Origin of the sequence: Paraburkholderia gardini (genome assembly GCF_907164575.1) — a bacterium.
GTDB lineage: Bacteria > Pseudomonadota > Gammaproteobacteria > Burkholderiales > Burkholderiaceae > Paraburkholderia > Paraburkholderia gardini.
Genome location: NZ_CAJQYY010000009.1, coordinates 25,167 through 45,211, shown reverse-complemented (window position 1 = coordinate 45,211; position 20,045 = coordinate 25,167). Strand labels below are relative to the sequence as shown.

Annotated in this window: 20 protein-coding genes; 18 read left to right on the top strand and 2 right to left on the bottom strand. The window is 63.2% G+C overall.

Annotation, left to right across the window (positions count from 1 at the left end; all coding sequences use genetic code 11):
- The first annotated feature begins 9 nt into the window (after positions 1-9).
- The 10 genes from aceK to bioB all read left to right on the top strand — a co-directional run bounded on the left by aceK (position 10) and on the right by bioB (position 12,464).
- Positions 10-1,845, top strand: a complete 1,836-nt coding sequence (gene aceK, locus LPA34_RS09240; RefSeq protein WP_228977251.1) for a bifunctional isocitrate dehydrogenase kinase/phosphatase — start codon at positions 10-12, stop codon at positions 1,843-1,845.
- Between the two features lie 94 nt (positions 1,846-1,939).
- Positions 1,940-2,716, top strand: coding sequence for a carbonate dehydratase (can, locus tag LPA34_RS09235; RefSeq protein ID WP_228977249.1), 777 nt, complete (start codon positions 1,940-1,942; stop codon positions 2,714-2,716).
- Complete coding sequence (locus LPA34_RS09230) at positions 2,709-3,902, top strand: acetyl-CoA C-acetyltransferase (RefSeq protein WP_228977247.1); 1,194 nt, start codon at positions 2,709-2,711, stop codon at positions 3,900-3,902. The genes can and LPA34_RS09230 overlap by 8 nt, the downstream gene beginning before the upstream one ends.
- 102 nt (positions 3,903-4,004) lie before the next feature.
- Positions 4,005-4,682 (top strand): SDR family oxidoreductase, encoded by a 678-nt coding sequence (locus tag LPA34_RS09225; protein WP_228977245.1) that lies wholly within the window; start codon positions 4,005-4,007, stop codon positions 4,680-4,682.
- Positions 4,683-4,788: 106 nt separating this feature from the next.
- Positions 4,789-5,241: a YchJ family protein gene (locus tag LPA34_RS09220; protein WP_228977243.1), complete on the top strand. Its 453-nt coding sequence runs from the start codon at positions 4,789-4,791 to the stop codon at positions 5,239-5,241.
- Between the two features lie 459 nt (positions 5,242-5,700).
- Entirely contained in the window at positions 5,701-6,975 is a 1,275-nt protein-coding gene (locus tag LPA34_RS09215; protein WP_228977240.1) for a dienelactone hydrolase family protein, read from the top strand.
- Positions 6,976-8,080: 1,105 nt separating this feature from the next.
- A complete protein-coding gene (gene bioA / locus LPA34_RS09210) occupies positions 8,081-9,439 on the top strand; it encodes an adenosylmethionine--8-amino-7-oxononanoate transaminase (RefSeq protein ID WP_228977233.1) in 1,359 nt (452 codons plus the stop codon).
- Positions 9,439-10,623: an 8-amino-7-oxononanoate synthase gene (bioF, locus tag LPA34_RS09205; RefSeq protein WP_228977232.1), complete on the top strand. Its 1,185-nt coding sequence runs from the start codon at positions 9,439-9,441 to the stop codon at positions 10,621-10,623. The genes bioA and bioF overlap by 1 nt, the downstream gene beginning before the upstream one ends.
- Positions 10,620-11,339: a dethiobiotin synthase gene (gene bioD, locus LPA34_RS09200; protein ID WP_228977231.1), complete on the top strand. Its 720-nt coding sequence runs from the start codon at positions 10,620-10,622 to the stop codon at positions 11,337-11,339. Before bioF ends, bioD begins: the two co-directional genes overlap by 4 nt.
- Positions 11,340-11,375: 36 nt before the next feature.
- Positions 11,376-12,464 (top strand): biotin synthase BioB, encoded by a 1,089-nt coding sequence (bioB, locus tag LPA34_RS09195; RefSeq protein WP_228977230.1) that lies wholly within the window; start codon positions 11,376-11,378, stop codon positions 12,462-12,464.
- 127 nt (positions 12,465-12,591) lie between these two features.
- Here bioB and LPA34_RS09190 read toward each other — a convergent pair whose 3' ends face one another.
- Positions 12,592-13,641 carry a sulfate ABC transporter substrate-binding protein gene (locus LPA34_RS09190; protein ID WP_411178884.1) on the bottom strand — a complete coding sequence of 350 codons (1,050 nt, stop codon included), beginning with the start codon at positions 13,639-13,641 and terminating at the stop codon, positions 12,592-12,594.
- A gap of 332 nt (positions 13,642-13,973) precedes the next feature.
- Between LPA34_RS09190 and LPA34_RS09185 the strand changes: the two genes are divergently transcribed.
- Entirely contained in the window at positions 13,974-14,585 is a 612-nt protein-coding gene (locus LPA34_RS09185; RefSeq protein WP_228977228.1) for a hypothetical protein, read from the top strand.
- Between the two features lie 18 nt (positions 14,586-14,603).
- Here the strand turns inward: LPA34_RS09185 and LPA34_RS09180 are convergent, their stop codons facing one another.
- A complete protein-coding gene (locus LPA34_RS09180) occupies positions 14,604-15,206 on the bottom strand; it encodes an RBBP9/YdeN family alpha/beta hydrolase (RefSeq protein ID WP_228977525.1) in 603 nt (200 codons plus the stop codon).
- Between the two features lie 202 nt (positions 15,207-15,408).
- On the opposite strand from LPA34_RS09180, the gene LPA34_RS09175 reads away from it, so the two are divergent.
- The 7 genes from LPA34_RS09175 (at position 15,409) to LPA34_RS09145 (ending at position 20,010) form a co-directional block, all read left to right on the top strand.
- Positions 15,409-15,864: a VOC family protein gene (locus tag LPA34_RS09175; RefSeq protein ID WP_228977226.1), complete on the top strand. Its 456-nt coding sequence runs from the start codon at positions 15,409-15,411 to the stop codon at positions 15,862-15,864.
- A 39-nt stretch (positions 15,865-15,903) separates the two neighbouring features.
- A complete protein-coding gene (locus LPA34_RS09170) occupies positions 15,904-16,845 on the top strand; it encodes a 2-hydroxyacid dehydrogenase (RefSeq protein ID WP_228977224.1) in 942 nt (313 codons plus the stop codon).
- A gap of 41 nt (positions 16,846-16,886) precedes the next feature.
- The gene (locus tag LPA34_RS09165) at positions 16,887-17,813 is read left to right on the top strand and encodes a hydroxymethylglutaryl-CoA lyase (RefSeq protein WP_228977222.1); all 927 of its coding nucleotides are present in this window, start codon (positions 16,887-16,889) and stop codon (positions 17,811-17,813) included.
- A gap of 70 nt (positions 17,814-17,883) precedes the next feature.
- Complete coding sequence (locus tag LPA34_RS09160) at positions 17,884-18,411, top strand: YbaK/EbsC family protein (RefSeq protein ID WP_228977523.1); 528 nt, start codon at positions 17,884-17,886, stop codon at positions 18,409-18,411.
- Entirely contained in the window at positions 18,408-18,650 is a 243-nt protein-coding gene (locus tag LPA34_RS09155) for a DUF1289 domain-containing protein (protein WP_228977221.1), read from the top strand. Before LPA34_RS09160 ends, LPA34_RS09155 begins: the two co-directional genes overlap by 4 nt.
- Complete coding sequence (locus LPA34_RS09150; RefSeq protein WP_228977219.1) at positions 18,647-19,096, top strand: MaoC family dehydratase; 450 nt, start codon at positions 18,647-18,649, stop codon at positions 19,094-19,096. The genes LPA34_RS09155 and LPA34_RS09150 overlap by 4 nt, the downstream gene beginning before the upstream one ends.
- Positions 19,093-20,010 (top strand): MBL fold metallo-hydrolase, encoded by a 918-nt coding sequence (locus tag LPA34_RS09145; RefSeq protein WP_228977218.1) that lies wholly within the window; start codon positions 19,093-19,095, stop codon positions 20,008-20,010. The genes LPA34_RS09150 and LPA34_RS09145 overlap by 4 nt, the downstream gene beginning before the upstream one ends.
- Positions 20,011-20,045: the final 35 nt, after the last annotated feature.

Below are 20,045 nucleotides of genomic sequence, written 5' to 3'. Positions count from 1 at the left end.
ACGGTCGGTATGAGTCAATTTCCCAAACTGCTTTCGTCGCAGATCGGCTTCGATGTCGCGCAGACCATGCTCGAGGGATTCGATCGTCACTACCGGATTTTCCGCGAGGCGGCGATCCGTGCAAAGACGCTGTTCGAAGCCGGCGACTGGCTCGGGCACCAAAAGCTCGCACGCGAGCGCATCACGTCGTATGACGAACGCGTCGCGGAATGCGTCGTCCTGCTCGAAGACGAATACGACGCGGAAAACATCGACGACGAAGTGTGGCAGCAGATCAAGCTGCACTTCATCGGCCTGCTGACGCGGCATCGCCAGCCCGAATGCGCGGAAACGTTCTTCAATTCCGTGTGCTGCAAGATCCTGCACCGCTCGTATTTCAACAACGATTTCATCTTCGTGCGTCCGGCGATCTCGACCGAATACATCGAGAACGACGAACCCGCCGCGAAGCCGACGTACCGCGCGTATTACCCCGGCAAGGATGGTTTCGCGGCAACGCTCGAACGCATCGTCACGAACTTCCAGCTCGAGCCGCCGTTCGAGGATCTGACGCGCGATGCCGGCTGCGTGATGCAGGCCATTCACGATGCGTTCGGTACGTTCGAAGCGGCGGCCAACTTCCAGATTCACGTGCTGTCGTCGCTGTTTTTTCGCAACAAGGCGGCGTATATCGTTGGACGCATCATCAATGGCGAGGCGGTGCTGCCGTTCGCGATACCGGTACGCCATGTGCAGCCCGGCCTGCTCGCGCTCGATACGGCCCTGCTCAGACGCGAGCAGTTGCTGATCATCTTCAGCTTTTCGCATTCGTATTTCCTCGTCGATATGGAAGTGCCGTCGGCATACGTGGTGTTTCTGCAAACCGTCATGCCGGGCAAGCCGAAGGCTGAAATCTATACGTCGGTCGGCTTGCAGAAGCAGGGCAAGAACCTGTTCTATCGCGACCTGCTGCATCATCTGAAGCACTCGAGCGATCCGTTCATCGTCGCGCCCGGCATCAAGGGGCTCGTGATGCTGGTGTTCACGCTGCCGTCGTTTCCGTACGTGTTCAAGCTGATCAAGGACAGTTTCCCGCCGCCCAAGGAAACCACGCGCGAGAAGATCCAGCAGAAGTACCAGCTCGTCAAACGGCACGACCGCCTCGGGCGCATGGCCGACACGCTCGAATATTCGAGCGTCGCGCTGCCGCTGTCGCGCCTCGACGACGCGCTGCTTCGCGAGCTGGAAAAGGAAGTGCCGTCGCTGCTCGAATACGACGGCGACAGCGTCGTGATCAGGCATCTGTACATCGAGCGAAGAATGGTACCGCTCAACCTGTATCTGCAAAACGGCACGGATGCCGATGTCGATCACGGCATCAAGGAGTACGGCAACGCGGTGAAGGAGCTGATGCAGGCGAACATCTTCCCCGGCGATATGCTGTACAAGAACTTCGGCGTGACGCGCCACGGACGCGTCGTGTTTTACGACTACGATGAAATCGAATATCTGACGGACTGCAATGTGCGCGCCGTGCCCGCGCCGCGCAACGAGGAAGACGAACTGTCGGGCGAGCCGTGGTATGGCGTCGGCCCACACGATATCTTTCCGGAAACGTACGGCACGTTCCTGCTCGGCGACCCGAGGGTGCGCAAAAGTTTCATGAAGCACCATCCGGATTTCTTCGAGCCGGCACTATGGCAAACCAGCAAGGAGCACCTGCTCACGGGTGAACTACCCGACTTCTTTCCCTATGACCCAGGCATGCGATTCTGCAACTGCTATCCAGAGCGCTTCAGCGTTCCGGATGCGCAACCGCAAAACGCGGACGGCGAACCTGCCGCGCGCGCTGAACGTGTCGCGTGATTTCGCTCGCAATTCGCGTTGACCGTCCATGCCGTTTGTTCCTGTTGTTAAGACACTGGGCGCATGACCGGCCCTGAACCCTGACAAGACACCTATGAATACGACTACTCAACCTCCTGCCAATCCGCTCTCGCGTCTGTTCGACAATAACGAGGCGTGGGTTGCACGAGAACTCGCCCAGGATCCGGAATATTTCTCGCGGCTCGCGCATCAGCAGACGCCGGAATACCTGTGGATCGGCTGCTCCGATTCGCGCGTGCCGGCGAACCAGATCATCGGCCTGCCGCCGGGCGAAGTGTTCGTGCACCGCAATATCGCCAACGTCGTCGTGCACACTGACCTGAACTGCCTGTCGGTGATCCAGTTCGCCGTCGATCTGCTGAAGGTCAAGCACATCATGGTGGTCGGCCATTACGGATGCTCCGGCGTCGGCGCGGCGCTGCATGGGCGACGCGTCGGCCTCGCCGACAACTGGCTGCATCACGTGCAGGACGTGCGCGAGAAGCACGCGGCGCTGCTCGAGGAATGGCCGCTTGGCGATGCGCGTCACCGTCGTCTTGTCGAGCTGAACACGATCGAACAGGTCGTCAACGTGTGCCGCACCACGATCGTCAACGACGCGTGGGCGCGCGGCCAGGAGCTGACCGTGCATGGCTGGGCGTATGGCATCCATGACGGCCGCGTGCGCGATCTCGGCATGGCGACGAGCGCGCCCGACACGCTCGCCGCAACGTACGAACATTGCGTGGCCGCCGTATCGGCGGGCCGCGCGCACGAAGCCGACAACGACGTCGTCGTCGCCGATGCCGCGAGGCTCGGCGATGTGCCGGCCATCGTCGAAGGTGTGATCAAGGAGCTGAAACATGAGTGAGATACAACGTGATCCGGTCGTGATCGTTTCGGTGGCGCGTACACCGATGGCCGCGTTCCAGGGCGATTTCGCCGCATTGACCGCACCGCAACTCGGTTCCGTGGCGATCAGGGCGGCCGTCGAGCGCGCCGGCCTGAAACCGGAGCAGGTCGAAGAAGTAGTGATGGGCTGCGTGCTGCCTGCCGGCCTGGGCCAGGCGCCCGCGCGGCAGGCCGCGCGCGGCGCGGGCCTGCCGCTCGCCACGGGCAGCACCACGGTCAACAAGATGTGCGGCTCGGGCATGCGCGCGGCGATGTTCGCGCACGACATGCTGGCCGCCGGTTCCGTCGACGTGATCGTCGCGGGCGGCATGGAAAGCATGACGAACGCGCCGTATCTGTTGCCGAAAGCGCGCGGCGGCATGCGCATGGGGCACGGACAGGTACTCGATCACATGTTCCTCGACGGCCTCGAAGACGCCTACGAAAAGGGCCGTCTGATGGGCACGTTCGCCGAGGAATGCGCAGGCTCCTTCGACTTCACGCGCACGGCGCAGGATGCGTTCGCGATCGAATCGCTGCAACGCGCGAAGCGCGCCAACGAAGACGGCTCGTTCGCATGGGAAATCGCACCGGTTACCGTCGCAAGCCGCAAGGGCGACGTGACGGTCGACCATGACGAGCAGCCGTTCAAGGCGAACCTCGACAAGATCCCGACGCTCAAGCCCGCGTTCAGCAAGACGGGCACCGTGACGGCGGCGAATTCGTCGTCGATTTCCGACGGCGCCGCGGCGCTCGTGATGATGCGCGAGTCGACCGCGAAAAAACTCGGCGTGACGCCGCTCGCGCGCGTCGTCGGTCATACGACGTTTGCGCAGGAACCGGCGAAGTTCACGACGGCGCCCGTCGGCGCGATACGCAAACTGTTCGAAAAGAACGGCTGGCGCGCCGACGATGTCGATCTGTACGAAATCAACGAAGCCTTCGCGGTTGTCACGATGGCCGCGATGAAAGAGCACCATCTGCCGCACGAGAAGGTCAACGTGAACGGCGGCGCGTGCGCACTGGGTCATCCGATCGGCGCGTCGGGCGCACGCATTCTCGTCACGCTGATCGGCGCGCTGAAACAGCGCGGCTTGAAACGCGGTGTCGCGAGCCTGTGCATCGGCGGCGGCGAAGCGACCGCGATGGGCGTCGAGCTGGTTTAAGCAGATGTTTCGCGTGCGGCGCGCGCCGCACGCGAGTGGACGCAAAGCGCGGACGCGGCAAATGACAGGCATGCAAACCGTACATCAGGACGAGGTCGGCAGATGAAGACAGCGTTGATCGTGGGTGCATCACGCGGCATCGGTCGCGAGTTCGCCCGGCAGTACCGGCGTGCCGGCTGGCGCGTGCTGGCCACCGCGCGCGACGAAGCCGCGCTCGATGCGCTGGCCGATCTCGGCGTGGAGACGTTTTCGCTCGATATCGCCGAACCCGAAGAGATCGCCGCCCTCGGCTGGAAACTCGACGGCGAGCCGCTCAATGCCGCGGTGATCGTCGCCGGCGTATACGGTCCGCGTACGGAAACCGTCGAGACCTTCACCGCCGAGGATTTCGATCACGTGATGATCACCAACGTGCGCGGACCGATGCAGCTGATTCCGGTTCTGCTGCCGCTCGTCGAAGACGCGGGTGGCGTGCTCGCCGTGCTGTCGAGCAAGATGGGCAGCATCAGCGAGGCGAGCGGCACGACCGGCTGGCTCTATCGCGCGAGCAAGGCGGCGCTCAACGACGCGATCAAGGTCGCGTCGCTCGAGACCACGCGGGCGGCGTGTCTGTCGCTGCATCCGGGCTGGGTGCGCACCGACATGGGTGGCGCGCAGGCGGCCATCGATCCGGAACGCAGCGTCGCCGGCATGCGCGACGTGCTGGCGCAGGCCGCCGGCGCGCGCGACGCGTTCAATGGCCGCTTCTACCAATACGACGGCACGCCACTCGAGTGGTGAGGAGACGAGGCAGCCATGGTGCTTGATCAGGACCATCAGATGATCCGCGACGCGGTTCGCACCCAGAAGATACTGATCGCGCGCGGACTGAACTGAACCTTCGACGATGACCCTTTCCGCCTCGAAGACAGCGCGGCCGTCCGATTGCCCGTGCGGCGGCGCCGCGCCCAGCCTGCGCAACGGTGCGAAACCGCCTCGTTTTGCCGCGTGTTGCGGGCGGCTCATCGATGGCGGCGCGAGCGCATCCGACGCGCTGGAACTGATGCGCTCGCGTTACAGCGCGTACGTGCTGGGCGAAACGGCGTATCTGCGCGCGACGTGGGCGCCGCAAACCTGCCCCGCGGACCTCGACGTCGATCCCGAAGCCGCCGATGCGCCTCGCTGGCTCGGACTGCAAATCAAACGCTTCACCGCCGTTGACGCCCGCAACGCCGAGGTCGAATTTGTCGCGCGATACAAGGTGGGTGGACGCGCGCACCGGCTGCAGGAACTCAGCCGCTTTGTGCGTGGCGAGGATGGCCGGTGGCGTTACGTCGACGGCGATGTAAGCGAACGCTGATTCCGGTCAGCTTACGATTAGCCTGTCCAGATGGCACGATCCTTCATGGCCCTCAAAATCGCCAGTATTTTCCTGTTGGCCTCGCGCCACTATGTCTTTGGGGCCGGTCCGTCCGCAGGCCGCGCCGGCGCTTGTTCCCGCTGTTTCGCCGATCTGTCTCGCCGGGGTATCGCCTCGATCCGGGGGTTCTCCTGCATTGCACAAAGATAATTTGTCGTGCCAGGATGCCCATGTGGATCTTGCAGTGCCGGCGTATCGCTGGTGCTCAAATAACGGCGTAAACGATTTGCGCGCCGGCCGGCTTTCGGTTCATCCCATACGAATTGCAACTGTATGCGAGTGCTTTGCGCCACATACACGAGATTTTTTGCGCTCTGGCGGGCGCTGAAAACGATTCGTCAGGTGAGAACCGGGAGGCGGCAGTTCTCAGGTGGCGTCCAGGGCAGGCGGGTAGAGCGGATGATGTTCAGAAATATTTTGACCGGATGGATCGTCATGGCGTGTGCGACGCTTGCCGCATCGCCGGTCTGCGCGGATCCGCTTCACGACGCCCCGGCTGGCCCGCTGGGAAGCGCGCACGTCGCGCCGATTGTTCTCGACGACGCCTACCTTCCCACCGTTCCCGCGAGCCTGAATGAGCAGGTCATCCGCATTCCGGCGGACGCTTCCGGCTCGATCACGCTTGAAACGACGATCTACAAGCCGGACGGCGCAGGTCCGTTTCCGATGATCGTTTTCAACCACGGCAAGATTCGCGGCGATCCGCGCACGCAGGAGCGCAGTGATCCGTTGCCGCTTGCGCGTGAGTTCGTGCGACGCGGTTACGTGGTCGTGGCGCCGAACCGTCGCGGCTTTGCGGAATCAGGGGGCACTTACGAGCAGGATGGTTGCGATATCGCGCGCAACGGGTTGGGTCAGGCGGCCGACGTGGCGGCGACGATAAATTTCATGTCGAGGATGCCGTACGTCGATGCGACGCATATCGTTGTGTCCGGCACGTCACACGGTGGTCTCGCGACGATTGCATATGGTTCCGAAGCGACGTCGGGCGTGCGGGCGCTGATCAATTTTTCGGGCGGACTGCGGCAAGACTCGTGCGCCGACTGGCAGGGCAACCTGGTGCAGGCGTTTGGCGATTACGCCGAAAAGACGCGTGTCCCGTCGCTGTGGCTGTATGGCGATAACGATTCGATCTGGCCGGCCGCGCTGGTTGGGAAGATGTACACCGCTTACGTGGAGCATGGCGCGAGCGCGAAGATGGTCGATTTTGGCGTGTACAAGAACGACGCGCATCGGCTGGTGGGCGATCGCGACGGCGTGCGGGTCTGGTGGCCGGCCGTCGAGGCATTCCTTGCGCGGGTGGGGATGCCCACGGGCGTGCAATATCACGTGACTGATCCGGCGCCACCGAAGCCGACGGGATTTGCATCGATCGATGCTGTCGATGCCGTGCCGTTTCTCGATGAAGCGGGACGCAATGGGTATCGGAACTTTTTGCATCAGTACCCGAGCCGGGCGTTTGCTGTTTCGGATTCCGGATCGTGGTCATGGGCGGAGGGCGGCGATGATCCGATGTCGGTGGCGATGGCCAACTGCCAGAAGCATAGTGAGGATGCGTGTCGGCTTTATGCTGTGAATGAGGCCGTCGTATGGAAGGGGTCTGCTGATACGCAGACGGCTGATGGGGCGGGTGATTCTGCTGCTGAAGGGAAAGGGGCGCTTGCTGCTCGCTAGCGCGAGCGGTTTTTCTGTTTTTTGCTTTTTTCTGTTTTTTGCGTTTTTTTTGCTCTCGCTGGTTCTGCTTTTTCTCTCTGGTTTTTTCCTCTTTCTGGTTGGCCTTTCCTTGTATTCGTGTCGGTCTATTGGCGTCGCCCCTGTGCGGGGCGGCACCTACTTTTCTTTGTCCCCCAAGGGGACTTCCTTCGGGGCGTCTTCCAAAGAAAAGTAGGCAAAAGAAAGGCGCTCCGAAACCTTATCTCTTCCCGGTGTGTCATCTCTGGGGAATGGCAACCCATGAAGTGTCGCCCCCACGCTTCACCCGGCATCGGTCCCCGCGCGATTCCATCCCGCGCGAGTTCAGTGCCCGTGACAAAGCCGTCGTCCACCCGACTCCGCGCTACGCGCATCGCCGACCGACATAACCCCCTCTCCGCGCACTCGCACTCGCGCCCTCAATCGCGATCGGCGATCCTCAGCCCCTGATGCCGGCACCATCGAGCGGCCGTTCCGCGACGCACGTAGAGCGGAGTGGGATGAATGAGCCCTGTGTCACGGGCGGTGCTGTGCGGGGGATCAGATCGTGCGCGGACCAGCACGGCATGAAGTGCGAGGGCGACATCTTATGGGGTGCCATTCCCGGCGGGTGACACACCGGGAAGAGATAAGGTTTCGGAGCGCCTTTCTTTTGCCTACTTTTCTTTGGAAGACGCCCCGAAGGAAGTCCCCTTGGGGGACAAAGAAAAGTAGGTGCCGCCCCGCACAGGGGCAACGCTAATAAACCGACACCAATACAAGGAAAGGCCAAAGCAACACCAGAAAACGAAAAACAAAATGCCGCCCCGCCAAAGGGGCAAAAAGATCCCTCATTGGGCGGCATGACTTTGCCGTCGTCATCTGCGCTCATCTGCGATGTTCGTAAACCAACAGCCCTGAGCCGCGCCAAACCCCCTTCAACCTCGAGCCAAACAGAAAAACCCAGCAAATTCCAGCTAATGCAAACACCAGGATAAACAGCTAATCTGAGCCCCGAATCGACCGCGATGCCCCACATCGCCGCGCAAAAAACCGACGATTGACCAAAAACCACCGAACAAACACGCCTGAAAAAAAGCAGGCCCGCATGAACATGCGCACAACACCTACATCAACCGAAGACTGGATCACCCGCAGCCTGCGTGCCGTCTGGCATCCCTGCACGCAGATGAAACATCACGAGCGTCTGCCGCTCATCGCCGTCGCGCGCGGCGCGGGCCCGTGGCTTTATGATCGCGACGGCCGTCGCTATCTCGATGCCATCAGCTCCTGGTGGGTCAACCTTTTCGGTCACGCCAATCCACACATCAACGCCGCGCTCAAAACGCAACTCGATACGCTCGAACACGCAATGCTCGCCGGCTGTACGCACGAACCGGCAATCGAACTGGCCGAACGTCTGCACGCACTCACGCAGAACACGCTCGGTCACGCATTCTTCGCGTCGGACGGCGCGTCAGCCGTCGAAATCGCGCTCAAGATGAGCTTTCACACGTGGCGCAATCGCGGCCACGATGAGAAACGCGAATTCGTCTGCGTCGCGAACAGCTATCACGGCGAAACGATCGGCGCACTCGGTGTCACCGACGTCGCCCTCTTCAAGGACGCCTACGATCCGCTGATCCGCAACGCACATGTCGTCGCTTCGCCAGATGCCCGACTCGCGCAGGATGGCGAAACAGCCGCCGATGTCGCACGCCGCGCGCTCGATAACGTGCGCGCGCTCTTCGATGCGCGAGGCACGCACATCGCCGCGCTGATCGTCGAGCCGCTCGTGCAATGTGCCGCTGGCATGGCAATGCACGATACGTCGTACATTGCCGGCCTGCGCGCGCTATGCGACCAGTACGGCATCCATCTGATCGCCGATGAAATCGCCGTCGGCTGCGGCCGCACGGGCACCTTCTTCGCGTGTGAACAGGCCGGAGTGTGGCCCGATTTCCTGTGTCTGTCGAAGGGCATCAGCGGTGGCTATCTGCCGCTTTCAATCGTTCTGTCACGCGACGAAATATTCGAAGCGTTCTACGACGACGACACCACGCGCGGCTTTCTGCACTCGCATTCGTACACAGGCAATCCACTCGCGTGCCGCGCCGCACTCGCGACACTCGATCTCTTCGAAAACGATAACGTCCTCGCTGCCAATGCGAAAAAATCCGCGATGCTGCGCGCCGCGCTCGAACCGCTAGCAACACATCCGCAGGCACGTAATCTTCGCCAGTGCGGAACGATCTTCGCGTTCGATGCCGTCCTCGAAGACAAAGCAGAAGCCGCGACCTTCTCGCGCCGCTTCTTCGAAAACGCGCTGCAGCGCGAACTGTTGCTACGCCCGATCGGCACAACCGTGTATCTGATGCCGCCGTACATTCTCGACGACGCGGAACTCGCGCTGCTCGCAGCACGCACGCGCGATACGTTCGACGCCACACTCACGAGAGCTCGCTAATGCATTTGCTGGACACACTCACACAAGGCCTGAACGATATCGACGCACGCGGTCTGCGGCGTCGCCGCCGTACCCTCGATACACCGTGCGCCGCACACATGACGGTCGACGGTCGCGCGATCATCGGCTTCGCAAGCAACGACTATCTGGGCCTCGCCGCGCATCCGGAACTCATCGCGGCCGTCGCGGAAGGCGCACAGCGCTACGGCGCGGGTAGCGGCGGCTCGCATCTGCTCGGCGGCCACTCGCGCGCCCACGCGCAACTCGAAGAGGATCTCGCCGCATTCGCGGGCGGCTTCATCGATGCGCCGCGCGCGCTCTACTTCAGCACCGGCTACATGGCGAACCTCGCCGTCGTGACGGCGCTCGCGGGCCGCGGTACGACGCTCTTCTCCGATTCGCTGAATCATGCTTCGCTGATCGACGGCGCGCGGCTCTCGCGTGCCGACGTGCAGATTTATCCGCACGCGGACGCGGATGCGCTTTCGGCAATGCTCGAAGCGTCGGACGCCGCGGTGAAGATGATCGTCACCGACACGGTCTTCAGCATGGACGGCGACATCGCGCCGCTCGCCGCGCTCGTCGCGCTGGCGGAAAAACACGGCGCGTGGCTCGTCGTCGACGATGCGCATGGCTTCGGCGTGCTCGGCCCGCAAGGTCGCGGGGCACTCGCGCACGAAGCGCTGCGCTCGCCGCATCTCGTGATGGTCGGCACGCTCGGCAAGGCCGCGGGCGTGTCCGGCGCATTCGTCGCCGCGCACGAGACGGTGATCGAATGGCTCGTGCAGCGCGCGCGCCCCTACATTTTCACGACCGCGGCGGCGCCCGCCGTCGCGCATGCGGTCTCGGCAAGCCTGCGCATCATCGGCGGCGACGAAGGCGAGACGCGTCGTGCGCATCTGCGGACGCTGATCGAACGCACGCGCGCGATGCTCAAGGAAACCTGCTGGTTGCCGGTCGATTCGCACACAGCCGTGCAACCGCTCATCATCGGCGCGAACGAAACCACGCTCGAAGTCGCCGCCGGACTCGATCGCGCGGGCCTGTGGGTGCCTGCGATCCGTCCGCCGACAGTGCCCGCCGGCACGTCGCGCCTGCGCATCTCGCTGTCGGCGGCGCATTCCCACGCGGATATGGACCAGCTGGAAACCGCGCTGAAAACGCTGAGCGGGTGCGCTGCATGAACGCGCCGCTCTCCGTTTTCGTCACCGGCACCGACACCGGGATCGGCAAGACGCTCGTCTCGGCAGCGTTGCTTCGCGGCTTCTCGCGTGAAGGACTGCGCGCCGCCGCGATGAAGCCGGTCGCCGCCGGCGCATTCGAGCGCGACGGCGTGTGGCATAACGAAGACGCGGATCAGCTCGACGCAGCCGCCAGCGTGCTGCTGCCCGCCGCGATACGCACGCCGTTTCTGCTGCGCGAACCCGCCGCGCCGCACATCGCGGCCGCGCTGGAAAACGTGTCGCTCGATATCGCGCACATCGTCGATTGTCACGCCGAGGCGCTGACGCTTGCGGATGTTGTCGTGGTCGAAGGCGTCGGCGGCTTTCGCGTGCCGCTCACCGATGCACACGATACGGCCGACCTCGCGCTCGCGCTAAACCTGCCGGTGGTGCTCGTGGTCGGCATGCGGCTCGGCTGCATCAGCCACACGCTGCTCACCGCGGAAGCGATTGCCGCACGCGGACTGCAACTGGCCGGCTGGGTCGCGAACCGCATCGACCCGGCAATGCATTTCGCTGACGAAAACATCGCCACGATCCGCGACTGGCTGGACCGGCACTACGACGCGCCGCTCCTCGGCGTCGTGCCGCATCTGAGCCCCACATCACCCGACGACGCCGCGAATCATCTGGACGTCGCCACCCTGTTGCATGCGCTGCGCGAAGCGCGGCACTGAACACGAATTGAATCACCGTCTCCGAGGATTGACGCCATGACCGATCTCCACACAGAAACCACACTCGCCGAGCCTTCCGCTCAACATGCTGGGGGCGCCGCGAATATCGCAAGCACGGCAAATGCAGCATCATCACCCGCGCGCTGGCGCGTGGCGGATATCGTCGCGTTGTACGAACTGCCGTTCAACGATCTGCTGTTTCGCGCGCAACAGGTGCATCGCGAGCATTTCGATGCGAACAGCGTGCAGCTTTCCACGCTGCTGTCGATCAAGACGGGCGGCTGCGAGGAAGACTGCGCGTACTGTCCGCAATCGGTGCATCACGACACGGGTCTGAAGGCCAACAAGCTGATGCCCGTCGACGAGGTGCTCGCAGCCGCCCGTGTCGCGAAAGAGAACGGCGCGACGCGCTTCTGCATGGGCGCGGCGTGGCGCAATCCGAAGGACCGTCATCTTGAGCCGATCAAGGAAATGATCCGCGGCGTGAAAGCGATGGGTCTCGAAACGTGCGTGACGCTCGGCATGCTCGAACCACATCAGGCGCACGGACTGCGCGAAGCCGGTCTCGACTATTACAACCACAACCTGGATACGTCGCCGGAGTTCTACGGTCAGATCATCTCGACGCGCACTTATCAGGACCGTCTCGATACGCTGGAGCGCGTGCGCGATGCGGGCATCAACGTGTGCTGCGGCGGAATTGTCGGGCTGGGCGAATCGCGTCGCGAGCGCGCGGGCCTCATCACGCAGCTGGCGAACATGGAGCCGTATCCGGAGTCGGTGCCGATCAACAATCTGGTGCAGGTCGAAGGCACGCCGCTCAGCGGCACCGAGGCGCTCGATCCGTTCGAATTCGTACGCACGATCGCGGTCGCGCGCATCACGATGCCGAAAGCGATGGTGCGCCTGTCGGCCGGGCGCGAGCAGATGGACGAGGCGCTGCAGGCGATGTGTTTCCTCGCGGGCGCGAACTCGATTTTCTACGGCGACCAGTTGCTGACTACCCGCAACCCGCAGGCCGAAGCCGACCGCAAGCTGCTGGAACGCCTCGGCATCCGCGCCGAAGCGGCACAGCAGATGCCCGTCGAGCAAAGCGGCTGCGAACATGGCTGTGATCGTCACTGATTTTTCTTCGACGTGAAGCGTGGCGCGACGCCCTGAACGCGTCACGCCGGACCGCTGCAATGCAAAAGGCCGCCTGATCGCTCAGGCGGCCTTTTGCATGGTGCTACGTGCGCGTCCGCTCAGCGCATCACTTCCGGTCGACGATGATCTGATCGAACGTGCCGCCATCCGAGAAATGCGTTTGCTGCGCCTTCTGCCAGCTGCCGAATTCCTGCTCGACGGTGAATGTCTTCAGCGGCCTGAATTCGTTTGCGTGCTTTGCCAGCACACTCGCATCACGCGGACGCAGATGATGCTGCGCGATGATCTCCTGCGCTGCCGGCGAATACAGATACTGCAGGTATGCCTGCGCCTCCTTGCGCGTGCCGCGCCTGTCGACCACCTTGTCGACGAGTGTCACCGGCGGCTCGGCCAGCAGGCTGATGGACGGATAGACCGCTTCGAAACTGTCCGCGCCCACACCGGTATCGATCAGCGAAACCTCGTTCTCGAACGTCACCAGCACGTCGCCGATATCGCGCTGGGTGAACGTCGTGGTCGCGCCACGACCGCCCGTGTCGAGTACTGGCACGTTCCTGAAGATGGCTTTTTCGAAATCGAGCGCCTGGGCGTCCGTGCCGCCGTGCTGCTTGCGATAGCCCCACGCCGCGAGATACGTGTAGCGGCCGTTACCCGACGTCTTCGGATTCGCGATCACGACCTGCACGCCCGGCTTCGCGAGATCGTCCCAGTCCTTGATGTGCTTCGGGTTGCCCTTGCGCACGAGGAACACCATGGTCGTCGTGTACGGCGCGCTGCCGTTCGGCAGGCGTGCGCGCCAGTTCGCCGGCACGAACTGTCCGCGTTCGGCGAGCAGGTCGATGTCGTTCGGCTGGTTCATCGTGACGACATCTGCCTGCAGACCCTGTGTCACCGATAGCGCCTGTGCGCTCGACGCGCCATGCGACTGGCGTATGGATACGGTTTCGCCCGTCTTCTGCCTGTAGGCCGCAACGAAGCTCGTGTTGATGTCCTTGTACAGTTCGCGCGTCACGTCATAGGACACGTTCAGCAGCGACACGTCCGCCCGCGCGCTACCTACGCAACCCAGCGACAGCGTGAGCGCCGATATCCCCGCCGCCAGCCGGCGCGCCTTCCCCGATTTGCCTGCCTTGCCTGTCATTACTTCCCCGCTCATTGATGATGAATGCATATGCCGCCAGCTAAAGATCTGCAGCCAGAAGCGCGACTTTATCGAATCGACCGGAATGGCGCTGACAGGCAACGACACATCCTATGCCATCCGGGCGAATGTCCGACATGATCTGGATTCCGTACGATCGGCCCGATGCTGTTATCTCACAGCCTTGTTCGGTCATTCGCCATGGATATGCGAATGAATCTGTCAATTTTGTTTGCAGGATGGTTCGCCACGTCATGGATATCCTATACGATGATTCTCCCAGGTTGATCGATGCGAATGCGCACGAAACGTCGCACTCGGCGTTTCGCCGAAGTGAGGAGGAAGAGATGACCGTACACATCAGCAGACTCGATGCTGCCTGGAGGCAACTCAAGGAAGACGTCCAGGTATTGCGGCACGATATCCGCGACGTTCGCGATGTCATGTTCAACGGCTTCCGTGACCTTCGCGCGGAGTTTCGTGCCGAACAAAGCGCGCTTCGGGATCAGTCTCGCGCCGACAATAGCGCGCTACGAGGCGAGATTCGCACGGACATCAGCGAGATTCGCGCGGAGATCGGTCAATGCCGAGCTGAAGCCCATACCGATATCGGCGGCCTTGGCGCCGAAACACGCGTGGAATTCAAATCGGTCCGCACCGATATCAGCGATCTCAGAGCCGAAATGCGCACTGATTTCAACTCCGTTCACAGTGAAATCGATAGCCTTCGGACTGAAATGCATGCTGAAATCGGTGGTTTCCGGACTGAAATGCACGCTGGAATCGGTGGTTTCCGGACTGAAATTGACGGCCTTCGAACGGCAGTGCGCGCTGACATCGCCGATGTCCGTACCAGCATCACCGGCGTCCGAAGCGAGCTACGCCTGGAAATCCGTCTCATGTGGGCGGGATTCTTTGCGCTGGCGGGCATCATGGCGAAAGGCTTTAACTGGGTCTGACCAGCGCAGGCCGGTCGCTCACACCACGGCCTGCACCGCGCACACCGTCGCTTCCTCGAGAAATCGCAGCGGTGCCGCGCAATGCGCCAGCGTATCGACGAAGTACTTCGCCCGGGGCCAGGGTCCAAATCCTGCTGCCGTATTGATGTGCCCCGCATCGCCCAGATTGACGAACGCACTGCCGAGACGCGCCGCCATTTCGCGCGCCCCGGCAAGCGGCATCCACGGGTCGGTCTCGCTCGCGATCAGGATGGACGGAATGCCCAGTCTTCGTGCGTCGAACGCACCGGCGAACGCGAATTTCTCCGGGCTCGCCGGTGCAACGAGCAGCACGCCCACGACTTCGCTCGCGTACGCGGCCTGCTGCAATGCATGCGCGGTCGCAAGGCACCCAAAACTATGCGCGGCGAGCACGAACGGACCACGCTCGCGCGCGATCACATCGCGAACCGATTGCGACCATCGAACGAGTTCAGGCGCATTCCAGTCGGCCTGTTCGACGCGCAGCGAGCGGGCGAACTGCCGTTCGAGCCAGGTTTGCCAGTGTGCGCCTTCGCTGCCATGCAGGCCTGGCACGGTGACAACGCGCGGCGGCCACGTCGATTTGCTGCAGGACATGATTCTCCTCACGGGCGGAATCCTTAAATTGCATTGTCGCGTGCGATTCCTTGCCGCCGAACCAATTTATCGTGCTTTGTTTATCGTATGAATCGGCACGGCAGGCCCCTTGAGGTGAGGTTCAGGGACAGCGCGCCGCCAGGCGGCGCGCGCGTTGTCCCGCGAAAAAGTAGAATGAGGCCTGTCCATAAAAGGAGAACGCCTCATGTCGCAAGCACCGTCCCCACAGGCACGTTCGCTGCAACCGTTCCACCTCGCGTTTCCGGTAACCAGTCTCTCGAACGCCCGCGCGTTTTACGGTGACCTGCTGGGTTGCGCCGAAGGCCGCAGTTCGCCGGAATGGGTCGACTTCGATTTCTTCGGCCACCAACTGGTCGCTCACCTGGCGCCGGACGAAGTGAGCCGCGCCGCCGTCAACGCCGTCAACGCCGTCGACGGCGACGACGTACCGGTCCGTCACTTCGGCGTCGTGCTGACAATGGATGACTGGCACGCGCTCGCGGAACGTCTGAAGGCCGCAGGTACGCGCTTCATCATCGAGCCGCATATCCGCTTCAAGGGTGAGGTTGGCGAGCAGGCAACCATGTTCTTCCTCGATCCGTGTGGCAATGCGCTCGAATTCAAGGCATTCAGGGACATCGGACGGCTCTTCGCGAAATGACGCGCTTCGCCGCCATCACCGGCCTGCATACGTGAGCCTATGAAGATACTTTTCTACATGCCGCATGCGGACGCAGGCGCCTGGCTTCATGACTTCGCCCGCGCGCTGCCGGAAGCCAATCTGCGTGAGTGGCAGCCAGGCGATCGCGAGCCGGCCGATTTCGCTGTTGTCTGGCGCCCGCCGCGCGAAATGTTCGAGAGCCGCGATGACCTGCGCGCCGTGTTCAATCTCGGCGCTGGCGTGGATGCGATTCTCGCGCTCGAACACGCGAATCCCGGCACGCTCCCGCGTCACGCGCAGGTCGTGCGTCTCGAAGATTCCGGCATGGCGCCGCAGATGGCCGAATACGTCACGCACGCCGTGCTGCGCTACATGCGCCGGTTCGACGAGTACGAACGTCAACAGACCGAACGGCGCTGGCGCGAAATCGACCCGCATCCGCGCGCGACGTTCACCGTCGGTGTGCTCGGCCTTGGCGTGCTCGGTGCGCATGTCGCGAAAACACTCGCGTCGTTCGACCTGCCGGTACGCGGCTACAGCCGCGGCGCCAAACAGATCGACCGCGTGGCGACATACGCGGGCGATGCGCAGCTCGATCCGTTCCTCGATGGCGTCAAGGTGCTGGTGAACCTGCTGCCGCACACGCCTGACACCCGAGATGTGCTGAACGCCCGAACCTTTTCGAAGCTCGCGCGCGGTGCGTACCTCGTCAACGTGGCGCGCGGCGGACACCTGGTCGAGCAGGATCTGCTCGACGCGCTCGCGCACGGCCAGCTCGCCGGCGCGACACTCGACGTTTTCCGCGAAGAACCGTTGCCGCCCGACCATCCGTTCTGGCGCGAGCCGCGCGTTACGATTACACCGCATATCTCGGCCGTGACGTTGCGCGAAGACAGCGTCGTGCAGGTCGCGCGCAAGATCCAGTCGATGATGCGCGGTGAGCCGGTCACCGGCGTGGTCGATCTCGCACGCGGATACTGAACACAATCAATACGCCGCTCCGATGCGGCAGGAGACAGGTCATGGCGTTGCCCCAGTCAGTCAAGATCGTTGAAGTCGGTCCGCGCGACGGACTTCAGAACGAAAAAGAGTTCGTCCCGACCCGCATCAAGGTCGACCTCATCAACCGGCTGTCGGCGGCGGGATTTCGTAACGTCGAATCCGCGTCGTTCGTTTCGCCGAAATGGGTGCCGCAGATGGCCGACGGCGCCGATGTGATGGCCGGCATCGCACGCCGTCCGGGCACGATTTACTCGGTGCTGACGCCGAACCTGCGCGGCTTCGAAGGCGCGCTCGCCGCGAAGGCCGATGAAATCGTGATCTTCGGCGCAGCGAGCGAGGCGTTCTCGCAGAAGAACATCAATTGCAGCATCGCCGAAAGCATCGCGCGCTTCGAGCCGGTTGCGCAGGCAGCGAAAGCGGCCGGACTGCGCATTCGCGGCAGCGTGTCGTGCGCGCTGGGATGCCCGTATCAGGGCGAAGTGCCGGTCGCGTCGGTGGTCGACGTGGCCGAACGCTTCGCGGCGCTCGGCTGCGACGAAATCGATATCGCCGATACGATCGGCGTCGGTACACCGAAGCGCACGCGTGAAGTCTTCGAGGCCGTGACTCACGTGTTTCCACGCGAACGTCTGTCGGGTCACTTTCACGATACGTACGGTCAGGCGCTCGCCAACATCTACGCCGCGCTGAACGAAGGCATCGAGATCTATCACGCGTCGGTGGCCGGGCTGGGTGGCTGCCCTTACGCGAAAGGCGCGACCGGCAACGTCGCCACCGAGGATGTCCTGTATCTGATGAACGGCCTTGGCATCGAAACCGGCATCGACCTCGCGCAGGTCGTGGCGATTGGCGACTTCATCTCGACGGCGACCGGCAAGCCGAATGGATCGCGCGCGGGCAAGGCGCTCCTTGCGAAAGCGCGCAGCGAAGAGACGCGGTGCGCCTAGCACCACGTTCGCGCCACATTAGCGGCGCACGATTACAGCAAACAGAAAGTAGAACGGAACAGCAACCATGATGGACAGCACCTCCACGACCTCTCAAGGATCCGGCAACCTCGACGATCTGCCCGACTCTGCCCGCCGCGTCGCGCTGCTGCTGCGCGAGCATGGTCACGCGAAGCCGGTTGTCATGCTGCCGGAAACGGGCAAGACATCGGCGGAAGCGGCGGCCGGGCTCGGCTGCTCAGTGGCGCAGATCGCCAAGTCGATCCTGTTTCGCCGGCGCGACGACGATGCGCCCGTGCTCGTGATCGCGAGCGGCGTGAACCGCGTCGACGAAAAGAAGGTGGCGGCACAGGTCGGCGCAATCGGACGCGCGGACGCGAAGTTCGTGCGCGAGAAAACCGGCTACGCGATTGGCGGCGTGTGCCCGATCGGCCATGCGACGCCGCCCGTCACGCTGATCGACGCCGACCTGCTCGCGCTCGACAGCCTGTGGGCCGCGGCCGGCCATCCGCACGCGGTGTTCAACCTTTCGCCGCAGGAACTCGTCGCGCTGACTGGCGCGCCGGTTGCCGACGTCGCACTTCGCGAGCCCGCATGACGGCGGGCAGCAACGCCGGAGACAGGGAAAGCGGCAACGCGAACATCGCACCGGTGCCGTCGCCGTGCATCGACGTCTGTCGCATGAACCGTGCAGCGGGATGGTGCGAAGGGTGTCTTCGCACCATCGATGAAATCAGGGGCTGGTCGTCGTTCGACGAACAGCAAAAGCGCGCGGTCTGGGACGCCATCGATGTGCGCCATGCACAACTCATCGCTGAAAAGAAGGTTCCAACGTGAACGCGCCGCCCCGGGTTGTGACCATCGGCGAGACGTTCAGCAGCACGCTCGCGCTATCGGCGGATTCAGTGAAGTCGTTTGCTTCGCTGGTGAACGATCTGAATCCGCTCCATCACGACGACGCGTACGCAACTGCAAGCCGCTTCGGCGGGCTGATCGCATCGGGCACGCAGCCGTCGGCGCATTTCATGGCGCTCCTCGCGACCCATTTCTCGACGTACGCACAGCCGCTCGGCCTCGAATTCGACATCAAGCTGAAGAAGGCCGTCTACGCGAACGACACGCTGACCATCACGTGGCATGTGCGCGATGCGTGGTGGAAGCCGAGCCTCAACGGCGACCTCACGCAACTCGACGGCAACGTCGTGAACCAGCGCGGCGAAACGGTGCTGCTCGGCACCTCCACCATTCTCGTCATGCCGAAACCGGAGCGCGCCGCACGATGATCACACTGCCCGCGTCGATACGCGTCTTCGAACGCGGCTGGCTGTCGTCGAACAATGTGCTGCTCGTCGACGATGCGTGCGCGGCACTCGTCGACACCGGCTACGCGTCGCATGCACAGCAGACGCTCGCGCTCGTTCAACGGGCGCTCGGCGAGCGGCCGCTGGATCTGATCGTCAACACGCATCTACATTCGGACCATTGCGGCGGCAATGCGCTGTTGCAGGCCACCTGGCCGTGCCGCACGGCGATTCCGTCGCTGGAAGCGGACGCCGTGCGCGAATGGGACGAAGCGCGCCTCACCTTCCGCGCGACCGGGCAAACGTGCGGACGCTTCGGGTTCACCGAGACGATCGAACCCGGCACGACGCTTACGCTCGGCGCGCTGCAATGGGACGTGCTCGGCGCGCCCGGACACGATCCGCATTCACTGATGCTGTACTGCCCGGCCGAACGCGTGCTGATCAGCGCCGACGCGCTGTGGGAAAACGGCTTCGGCGTGATCTTTCCCGAACTGGAAGGCGAAAGCGGCTTTGCGGAAGAGCAGACGGTGCTCGAGCAGATCGCGCAGCTCGACGTGCGCGTGGTCATTCCCGGCCACGGCGCACCGTTCACCGACGTCCAGCCGGCGCTCGAAAGGGCGTTTTCGCGCGTCGCGTGGCTGCGCGCCGATCCCACGCGCAATGCGAAGAACGCGCTGAAAGTCCTGATCGTGTTCAAGCTGCTGGACGTGCGTGCGATGACGTTCGACACGCTGCTGGCCATGCTGGATGAAGCGAACGCGATGCGCGCCGCCGCCACGATGCTCGCGCCGCGAACACAATGGCCGGCGCTGCTGGCGGAGCTGGTCGAAGGGCTTGCGAAGAGCGGCGCGCTGAGCGTCGATGGTGAGCGCATTCTCGCGCCCACGGCGTGAGGCGGCCTGTAGACGTGCCCTGCACACGGTGACGC

Excerpts from the sequence above, each read along its gene's own strand:
- aceK (WP_228977251.1), top strand. The coding sequence starts at position 10 with ATGAGTCAATTTCCCAAACTGCTTTCGTCGCAGATCGGCTTCGATGTC.
- can (WP_228977249.1), top strand. The coding sequence starts at position 1,940 with ATGAATACGACTACTCAACCTCCTGCCAATCCGCTCTCGCGTCTGTTC.
- LPA34_RS09230 (WP_228977247.1), top strand. The coding sequence starts at position 2,709 with ATGAGTGAGATACAACGTGATCCGGTCGTGATCGTTTCGGTGGCGCGT.
- LPA34_RS09225 (WP_228977245.1), top strand. The coding sequence starts at position 4,005 with ATGAAGACAGCGTTGATCGTGGGTGCATCACGCGGCATCGGTCGCGAG.
- LPA34_RS09220 (WP_228977243.1), top strand. The coding sequence starts at position 4,789 with ATGACCCTTTCCGCCTCGAAGACAGCGCGGCCGTCCGATTGCCCGTGC.
- LPA34_RS09215 (WP_228977240.1), top strand. The coding sequence starts at position 5,701 with ATGATGTTCAGAAATATTTTGACCGGATGGATCGTCATGGCGTGTGCG.
- bioA (WP_228977233.1), top strand. The coding sequence starts at position 8,081 with ATGAACATGCGCACAACACCTACATCAACCGAAGACTGGATCACCCGC.
- bioF (WP_228977232.1), top strand. The coding sequence starts at position 9,439 with ATGCATTTGCTGGACACACTCACACAAGGCCTGAACGATATCGACGCA.
- bioD (WP_228977231.1), top strand. The coding sequence starts at position 10,620 with ATGAACGCGCCGCTCTCCGTTTTCGTCACCGGCACCGACACCGGGATC.
- bioB (WP_228977230.1), top strand. The coding sequence starts at position 11,376 with ATGACCGATCTCCACACAGAAACCACACTCGCCGAGCCTTCCGCTCAA.
- LPA34_RS09190 (WP_411178884.1), bottom strand. The coding sequence starts at position 13,641 with ATGAGCGGGGAAGTAATGACAGGCAAGGCAGGCAAATCGGGGAAGGCG.
- LPA34_RS09185 (WP_228977228.1), top strand. The coding sequence starts at position 13,974 with ATGACCGTACACATCAGCAGACTCGATGCTGCCTGGAGGCAACTCAAG.
- LPA34_RS09175 (WP_228977226.1), top strand. The coding sequence starts at position 15,409 with ATGTCGCAAGCACCGTCCCCACAGGCACGTTCGCTGCAACCGTTCCAC.
- LPA34_RS09170 (WP_228977224.1), top strand. The coding sequence starts at position 15,904 with ATGAAGATACTTTTCTACATGCCGCATGCGGACGCAGGCGCCTGGCTT.
- LPA34_RS09165 (WP_228977222.1), top strand. The coding sequence starts at position 16,887 with ATGGCGTTGCCCCAGTCAGTCAAGATCGTTGAAGTCGGTCCGCGCGAC.
- LPA34_RS09160 (WP_228977523.1), top strand. The coding sequence starts at position 17,884 with ATGGACAGCACCTCCACGACCTCTCAAGGATCCGGCAACCTCGACGAT.
- LPA34_RS09155 (WP_228977221.1), top strand. The coding sequence starts at position 18,408 with ATGACGGCGGGCAGCAACGCCGGAGACAGGGAAAGCGGCAACGCGAAC.
- LPA34_RS09145 (WP_228977218.1), top strand. The coding sequence starts at position 19,093 with ATGATCACACTGCCCGCGTCGATACGCGTCTTCGAACGCGGCTGGCTG.